This window comes from Ruegeria sp. BHSA118, assembly GCF_059613405.1.
In genome coordinates this window covers 41,220-48,125 of the sequence record NZ_JBXWSM010000029.1, presented here as the reverse complement: position 1 = coordinate 48,125, position 6,906 = coordinate 41,220, and the positions used below count along the sequence as shown (strand labels likewise).

Annotated in this window: 5 protein-coding genes and 3 tRNA genes; 3 read left to right on the top strand and 5 right to left on the bottom strand. The window is 56.8% G+C overall.

Going from position 1 to position 6,906, the window contains the following annotated elements; genetic code table 11:
- A partial coding sequence (locus AC2FNN_RS10905; RefSeq protein WP_496758539.1) for an APC family permease occupies positions 1 to 934 on the bottom strand: 934 nt, incomplete at its 3' end.
- Between the two features lie 112 nt (positions 935 to 1,046).
- Positions 1,047 to 1,121 (bottom strand) — tRNA-Val (locus AC2FNN_RS10900).
- Positions 1,122 to 1,301: 180 nt separating this feature from the next.
- Between AC2FNN_RS10900 and AC2FNN_RS10895 the strand changes: the two genes are divergently transcribed.
- The 3 genes from AC2FNN_RS10895 (at position 1,302) to uvrA (ending at position 4,536) form a co-directional block, all read left to right on the top strand.
- A tRNA-Asp gene (locus tag AC2FNN_RS10895) sits at positions 1,302 to 1,378 on the top strand.
- A gap of 44 nt (positions 1,379 to 1,422) precedes the next feature.
- A tRNA-Asp gene (locus tag AC2FNN_RS10890) sits at positions 1,423 to 1,499 on the top strand.
- A gap of 178 nt (positions 1,500 to 1,677) precedes the next feature.
- On the top strand, positions 1,678 to 4,536 hold the full coding sequence (gene uvrA, locus AC2FNN_RS10885) for an excinuclease ABC subunit UvrA (RefSeq protein WP_496758538.1): 2,859 nt from the start codon (positions 1,678 to 1,680) through the stop codon (positions 4,534 to 4,536).
- A gap of 16 nt (positions 4,537 to 4,552) precedes the next feature.
- On the opposite strand, the gene AC2FNN_RS10880 is transcribed toward uvrA, so the two are convergent.
- The 3 genes from AC2FNN_RS10880 to AC2FNN_RS10870 form a co-directional block, all read right to left on the bottom strand.
- The gene (locus AC2FNN_RS10880; RefSeq protein ID WP_209504052.1) at positions 4,553 to 4,876 is read right to left on the bottom strand and encodes a hypothetical protein; all 324 of its coding nucleotides are present in this window, start codon (positions 4,874 to 4,876) and stop codon (positions 4,553 to 4,555) included.
- A 107-nt stretch (positions 4,877 to 4,983) separates the two neighbouring features.
- On the bottom strand, positions 4,984 to 5,856 hold the full coding sequence (gene mmsB / locus AC2FNN_RS10875) for a 3-hydroxyisobutyrate dehydrogenase (protein ID WP_496758536.1): 873 nt from the start codon (positions 5,854 to 5,856) through the stop codon (positions 4,984 to 4,986).
- A 3-nt stretch (positions 5,857 to 5,859) separates the two neighbouring features.
- Positions 5,860 to 6,900, bottom strand: coding sequence for a 3-hydroxyisobutyryl-CoA hydrolase (locus AC2FNN_RS10870; protein WP_496758535.1), 1,041 nt, complete (start codon positions 6,898 to 6,900; stop codon positions 5,860 to 5,862).
- Positions 6,901 to 6,906 lie beyond the last annotated feature (6 nt).

Here is a 6,906-nt window from a genome sequence, read left to right as displayed (position 1 = left end):
TCGATCCGGTTGCGACCAGCCCGTTACCAAAGGGGCCTATCACGGATCCGACATTCAGCAGGCTCAGAAACCAGATCAGCCCGACAGACATGATAATGGCGTCCAGTGGTCCTTCGCCCCCAAAGTTCAACTGTGCCCATCCATTGGACAGCATGGATGGGTCCAGCGCACCGATGAAGGCCACTTGCAGACCAAGGTAGATGAAGGCGCAAAGAACAATCGATAACACCAATGCCGCTGGAATTGCGAATATTGGATTTCGAACTTCGCCAGCCATATCAACCACATGGCGAAAGCCAATGAACGAAAAAATTACGCCCCCGGTGGAAACGGCAGCCATGATACCCTGCGCGCCATAGGGCGCAAACCCATCCGGCTGGGTGAAGTTCTCGATGTTGAACCGGCTTGCGACAAGCAGAACGGACAGGACAACAGGGATGGCGATTTTGGCCCAGGTCAGTGCAGCATTGACGCGCGTGAAGAACTTGACCCCAAGCGCATTCACCGCGACGAACAGCAGCATGAAAACCAGCGCGACGAAAATACCCGCCCCGGTCAAATCACCTGTCTCGGCCGTTTGCAGCCAAGGCGCATACGGCGCCAGGTATTTCAGCATGGCCTCGACTTCGATGGGCGCTGTGGTGTTATAGCCGATCCAGGCAGTCCATCCCATGGCCATCGAAACGATATTGCCATGCGAAAACTGTGGCACGCGCGCGATCCCTCCGGGAATGGGCAGCATGGCGGAAATCTCTGCGAAGGTGATGGCCAAAATGAACATGGCAACCGCGCCGACAATCCACGAGATCGTGGCCGCGGGCCCTGCATGCTGAACGGCCAGAAGGGGGCCGAATAACCAGCCCGAACCGATGATTCCACCGACTGAAATGAAGGTCAGACCCAGCAGGCCAATGTCGCGCTTTAACCCCGTCATGGTGACCTCAGCCTTTGCGTGTGGCCTATAATCGGGCCAAATAGGGCACGATAGCCGTGGAACGCGCGACGTGGCAAGCCCATTGGTTCCAAGCGAAAATCCGAAAAGGGGGTGGTGGGTGATAAGAGATTTGAACTCCTGACATCTTCGATGTGAACGAAGCGCTCTACCACTGAGCTAATCACCCATGACACGCGGTCATATCTTCCCCGGCGAGGCGCCGCAAGCGAAATTGAACAATTTGCGAGGGCAAAAAACAGCGGGCAAACAAAAAACTGGATTCTGACAAAAAACTTCAAAACGCCGCTTGACGCTGCCCGACCGTAGCCATAATACACCCAAACGTTCAGCAATGAACATGCAGCGGGCGGTTGTAGCTCAGTTGGTTAGAGTACCGGCCTGTCACGCCGGGGGTCGCGGGTTCGAGCCCCGTCAACCGCGCCATCGCTGCCTACCTTGGTCCAGGACAAAGGCCACGAAATAGATGCGCGGTTGTAGCTCAGTTGGTTAGAGTACCGGCCTGTCACGCCGGGGGTCGCGGGTTCGAGCCCCGTCAACCGCGCCATTTTCCCCTCAAGATCGTTCGGTTCGCCAGATAGCCAGGTATTGAGCTGTACGATTCCATGCCCACTGTTTGATTTGGTCGGCGAAAACCTGTACGTTCACTAAATGTTCTAACTTTTCTGTTGGAGACTCGGGCAAGCTCGCCTATCTCTAAACCACTTGTTTGTTGGGGGCCGGAAATGGCTGAGCTGAAGAATATAGAGGTGCGCGGCGCGCGCGAGCATAACCTCAAAGGCATCGACGTCGATATCCCTCGGGATCAGCTGGTGGTGATCACCGGGCTGTCCGGTTCGGGCAAGTCGTCGCTGGCGTTCGACACGATTTATGCCGAAGGTCAGCGCCGTTATGTCGAAAGCCTGTCCGCCTATGCGCGGCAGTTTCTCGACATGATGGAAAAGCCCGATGTTGACCATATTAGTGGACTGTCTCCGGCGATCTCCATCGAACAGAAAACGACCTCGAAGAACCCGCGTTCGACTGTTGGAACCGTAACCGAGATCTATGACTATCTGCGCCTGTTGTTCGCGCGCGCAGGCACGCCGTACAGCCCGGCCACCGGCCAGCCGATCGAGGCGCAACAGGTGCAGGACATGGTCGACCGCATCATGGCGATGGAGGAGGGCACGCGGGGTTATCTGCTGGCTCCGATCGTGCGCGACCGCAAAGGTGAGTACCGGAAGGAATTTCTGGAACTGCGCAAGCAGGGGTTCCAGCGCGTGAAGGTGGATGGTGAGTTCCATGAGCTGGATCAGCCCCCGACATTGGACAAGAAGTTCCGTCACGATATCGACGTTGTGGTCGACCGCCTGGTTGTTCGCGAAGGCATGGAAACGCGTTTGGCCGATAGCCTGCGCACCGCTCTGGATCTGGCGGACGGAATTGCGATTCTGGAAACGGCCCCACGGGAAGGAGAGCCGGAACGAATTACTTTCAGCGAGAACTTTGCCTGCCCGGTCAGCGGTTTCACTATCCCCGAGATTGAACCGCGCCTGTTTTCGTTCAATGCGCCATTCGGAGCCTGCCCGGATTGTGACGGCTTGGGGGTCGAGCTGTTCTTTGACGAGCGTCTCGTGGTGCCGGATCAGACGCTGAAACTGTATGACGGCGCCCTGGCGCCGTGGAGGAAAGGTAAGTCGCCGTATTTCCTTCAGACCATCGAGGCCATCGCGCGTCATTATGAGTTTGACAAGAACACGCCCTGGAAAGACCTGCCCGGTAAAGTGCAGCAGGTGTTCCTGCGGGGCTCGGGCGAAGAGGAGATCCAGTTCCGCTATGATGAAGGTGGACGGGTGTACCAGGTGACACGCAACTTCGAAGGCGTGATTCCGAATATGGAACGGCGTTATCGTGAAACTGATAGCGCGTGGATACGCGAGGAATTTGAACGGTACCAAAACAACCGCCCTTGCGGATCCTGCGAAGGGTATCGTCTGCGGGCCGAAGCCTTGGCCGTGAAGATCGCGGGGCTGCATGTCGGCCAGGTGGTGCAAATGTCCATCCGCGAAGCGCTTGCCTGGATCGAGGATGCTCCGAACCATCTGAGCGCTCAGAAGAACGAAATTGCCCGCGCCATCCTCAAGGAAATCCGCGAGCGACTGGGATTCCTGAATAATGTTGGTTTGGAATACCTTACGCTGTCTCGTTCAAGTGGAACGCTGTCAGGCGGCGAAAGCCAGCGTATTCGTCTGGCAAGCCAGATCGGATCGGGCCTGACCGGGGTTCTATATGTATTGGACGAGCCCTCAATCGGCTTGCACCAGCGTGACAATGATCGGTTGCTTGGTACGCTCAAGAATCTGCGGGATCAGGGCAACACCGTGATTGTTGTCGAACATGACGAGGAAGCCATCCGCGAAGCTGATTATGTGTTCGACATTGGCCCCGGTGCGGGTGTGCATGGCGGGCAGGTGGTCAGCCACGGCACGCCCGAGCAGATCGCAGCGGACGCTGCCTCGATCACGGGGCAGTATCTGTCGGGCGTACGTGAGATTCCAGTGCCCGCCGAGCGGCGCAAGGGGAACAAGAAAAAGGTAACGGTCGTAAAGGCTTCGGGTAACAACCTTAAGGATGTGACGGCCGAGTTTCCCTTGGGCAAATTCGTTTGTGTCACGGGGGTATCTGGTGGCGGTAAGTCGACCCTGACGATTGAGACGTTGTTCAAGACCGCCTCGATGCGCCTGAATGGCGCGCGTCAAACGCCTGCGCCGTGTGAAACCATCAAGGGGCTGGAGCACCTCGATAAGGTCATCGACATCGACCAGCGCCCCATTGGGCGAACGCCGCGTTCAAACCCGGCGACTTACACCGGGGCCTTTACCCCGATCCGAGATTGGTTTGCCGGTCTGCCCGAGGCTAAGGCACGCGGGTACAAACCCGGTCGCTTCAGCTTTAACGTCAAAGGCGGGCGGTGTGAGGCATGTCAAGGTGACGGTGTCATCAAGATCGAGATGCACTTTCTGCCGGACGTCTATGTGACTTGCGAAACCTGCAAAGGCGCGCGGTATAACCGCGAAACGCTTGAGATCAAGTTCAAGGGTAAATCCATCGCGGATGTGCTTGATATGACAGTGGAAGATGCGCAGGAGTTCTTCAAGGCCGTGCCCTCAATCCGGGACAAGATGGACGCCCTTGCGCGTGTGGGTCTTGGCTATATCAAGGTGGGTCAACAAGCCACGACGTTGTCAGGTGGCGAGGCGCAGCGGGTGAAGCTGTCAAAGGAACTGTCGAAACGTTCAACCGGACGTACGCTCTATATTCTCGACGAACCGACAACAGGTCTGCATTTCGAAGATGTTCGCAAGCTGTTGGAAGTGCTGCACGAACTTGTCGATCAAGGCAATACGGTCGTAGTGATTGAACATAATCTGGACGTGGTTAAAACCGCGGATCATATCATCGACATTGGACCTGAAGGTGGTGATGGCGGTGGCGAAATTGTCGCCACCGGAACACCGGAAGACATAGCCGATGTTGAACGCAGCCACACCGGGCGATACCTGAAGCCGATGCTGAAAGGGGCGCGTGTCGCGGCAGAATAAGTGCCCAGACGCGGACTCAGTTCAGGATATCTGCGATCGCGCCGATCAGGTTCAATACTTTGCGTGTCTCGGGGTCGACCCGGTACACGTAGTCACCTGCACGGACATATGAGTAGTTTCGGTTCAACCCATAGCGATAAGGGTCATTGATCCAGCGGTAATCGTTGGTAATGAAGTCACCATCGCGATAGATTTTCTTTGCCTGACCCGGCGGCACACAGGGAACGGATTTCTTGGCCAGACCCGGAGGGCAATGCCCGGCCTTGTTTTTTGCAACCGCGGCAACCGGGGAAAGGGCCAAAGCCGCCAGAGTTGCCGTCGTCACCAAAAATCTCGTCATGTCGCCTTCCTTTGCGATTTGGCCAGCCGGGCCTTTTGTTCATGACTGCCTAGATGGTCTCTTGCCCAAGATCTGTCAAATCGTTGGGCAAGATGCCGCCAGTTGTCTTAGTCACGCCTGCGCTTTTCAAACCGTGGCAGCATGGCACTGAAATCGCGTCCCTTGCCATCTTCGTTCTCGACAAATTGCTCATAAAGCGCGGTGGCAACCTGACCCATTGGCGTATCTGCATCTGCACTCTCAGCCGCCTGCTGGCTGAGGCGCAGGTCCTTCAGCATCAGCTCAGCCGCGAATCCGGGGGCATACCCATTGTCCGCAGGGCTTTGCGGGCCGACACCGGGGGCAGGGCAATAGGCGTTCATTGTCCAGCTGTATCCGGACGACGTACTTACCACGTCAAACATCTTCTGCCGGTCCAGACCCAGTTTGTCGGCCAAAGCGAAGGCTTCACAGGTTGCAATCATGGTGACACCAAGGATCATGTTATTGCAGATTTTGGCAGCTTGACCGGCACCGGCCTCACCACAGTGAACAGCTTTCTGCCCCATGATGTCGAACAGAGGGGATGCCTTGGCAAACGCGGCTTCTGATCCGCCAGCCATGAAGGTCAGCGTGCCAGCCGCAGCACCACCGATGCCGCCAGAAACTGGCGCGTCTACGGACAACAGTCCGGCGTTGATGGCCTGATCCGCAACTGCCCGCGCGCTTTCCACATCAACTGTCGAGCAATCGATTAGCACGGCACCTTGTGCCATTGCAGGAATGATCTGATCCGCAACGGCCCTCAGAATCGCACCGTTTGGCAGCATCGTGATGACAGCATCGGCCGCTGCAACAGCTTCCGAAGCGGTTGCGGCTTGAGAAACCCCGTCAACCGTCACGCCTGCTGTGTCAAAGCCAAGTACTTTATGACCGGCTTTTGCAAGATTGGCTGCCATTGGCGCGCCCATGTTTCCCAGTCCGATGAAACCGATTTGCATCTCTTAATCCTCTTCGAATGTCAGGGCGTCCGCACCCAGGGGCTGAAGCATTTTCGACACGGTAACCAGAGGGACGTTCATGTCAGGAAACTGCCAGTTCGGGTTGCGATCCTTGTCGATGATCTGCGCGCGGATGCCTTCCAGAAAATCGCCATGCTCCATCGCGCGGTGGGTGAAACGATACTCCATCTCCAGAGCTCGGCGTATGGTCAGAGAAGGGGAGCGCAGGCGATGAAGAACCTCGATTGTGCAAGCCACGGAAAGCGGCGCGTTTTTCCTCAGCATGCCCAGAGTTTTCGCCGAAAACTCAGTGTCGTTGCTGTGCAGACTGTTCAGAACGTCGCCAAGGGTGTCACCGGAAAAATGCTGATCGATTTGGGCCTGCAAGTTCGCCAATTCACCAACAGGCGGTGTACCGGCATGGTCAGCCAATAGTTCAGCGTTTCCAGAGGCTTCGAGCAACTCGATCAGATCGGACCATTGTGATTGCGGGATGAAAAGGTCGGCAAACCCGGCATAGATCGCATCCGCAGGCCCCATCCGATAGCCGGTTGTTCCCAGAAACTCACCCGCGCGTCCAGGCGCAAGGGCCAGCATCAACGAGCCGCCGACATCCGGCACCAGTCCGATGGAACATTCTGGCATGGCAATCTTTGCGCTTTCTCCAACAACGCGATGGCTGCCATGGCAGCCGATGCCGACACCCCCGCCCATGGTAAACCCCTGAAGAAAACTGATGACCGGTTTTGGATATTCGAAGATCAGCGCATTCAGACGATATTCATCGCGCCAGAACGTCTGACCATACGCATAATCGCCCTTGGTGCCGGTATCATAAAGTTCAGCAATATCACCCCCCGCACAAAAGGCTTTTTCCCCCTCGGCGTCCAGAATGATCAGGTCAACGGCATCGTCTTCCCGCCAGTTGCGCATCGCCGTGTCGATGGCCATGCACATGTCATAGCTCAACGCGTTCAGCGCATGGGGACGGGTCAGGGTGATGCGACCGGCACGGCCTGTGGTGCGGATATCGATATCTGACATCGGGGC

Excerpts from the sequence above, each read along its gene's own strand:
- uvrA (WP_496758538.1), top strand. The coding sequence starts at position 1,678 with ATGGCTGAGCTGAAGAATATAGAGGTGCGCGGCGCGCGCGAGCATAAC.
- AC2FNN_RS10880 (WP_209504052.1), bottom strand. The coding sequence starts at position 4,876 with ATGACGAGATTTTTGGTGACGACGGCAACTCTGGCGGCTTTGGCCCTT.
- mmsB (WP_496758536.1), bottom strand. The coding sequence starts at position 5,856 with ATGCAAATCGGTTTCATCGGACTGGGAAACATGGGCGCGCCAATGGCA.
- AC2FNN_RS10870 (WP_496758535.1), bottom strand. The coding sequence starts at position 6,900 with ATGTCAGATATCGATATCCGCACCACAGGCCGTGCCGGTCGCATCACC.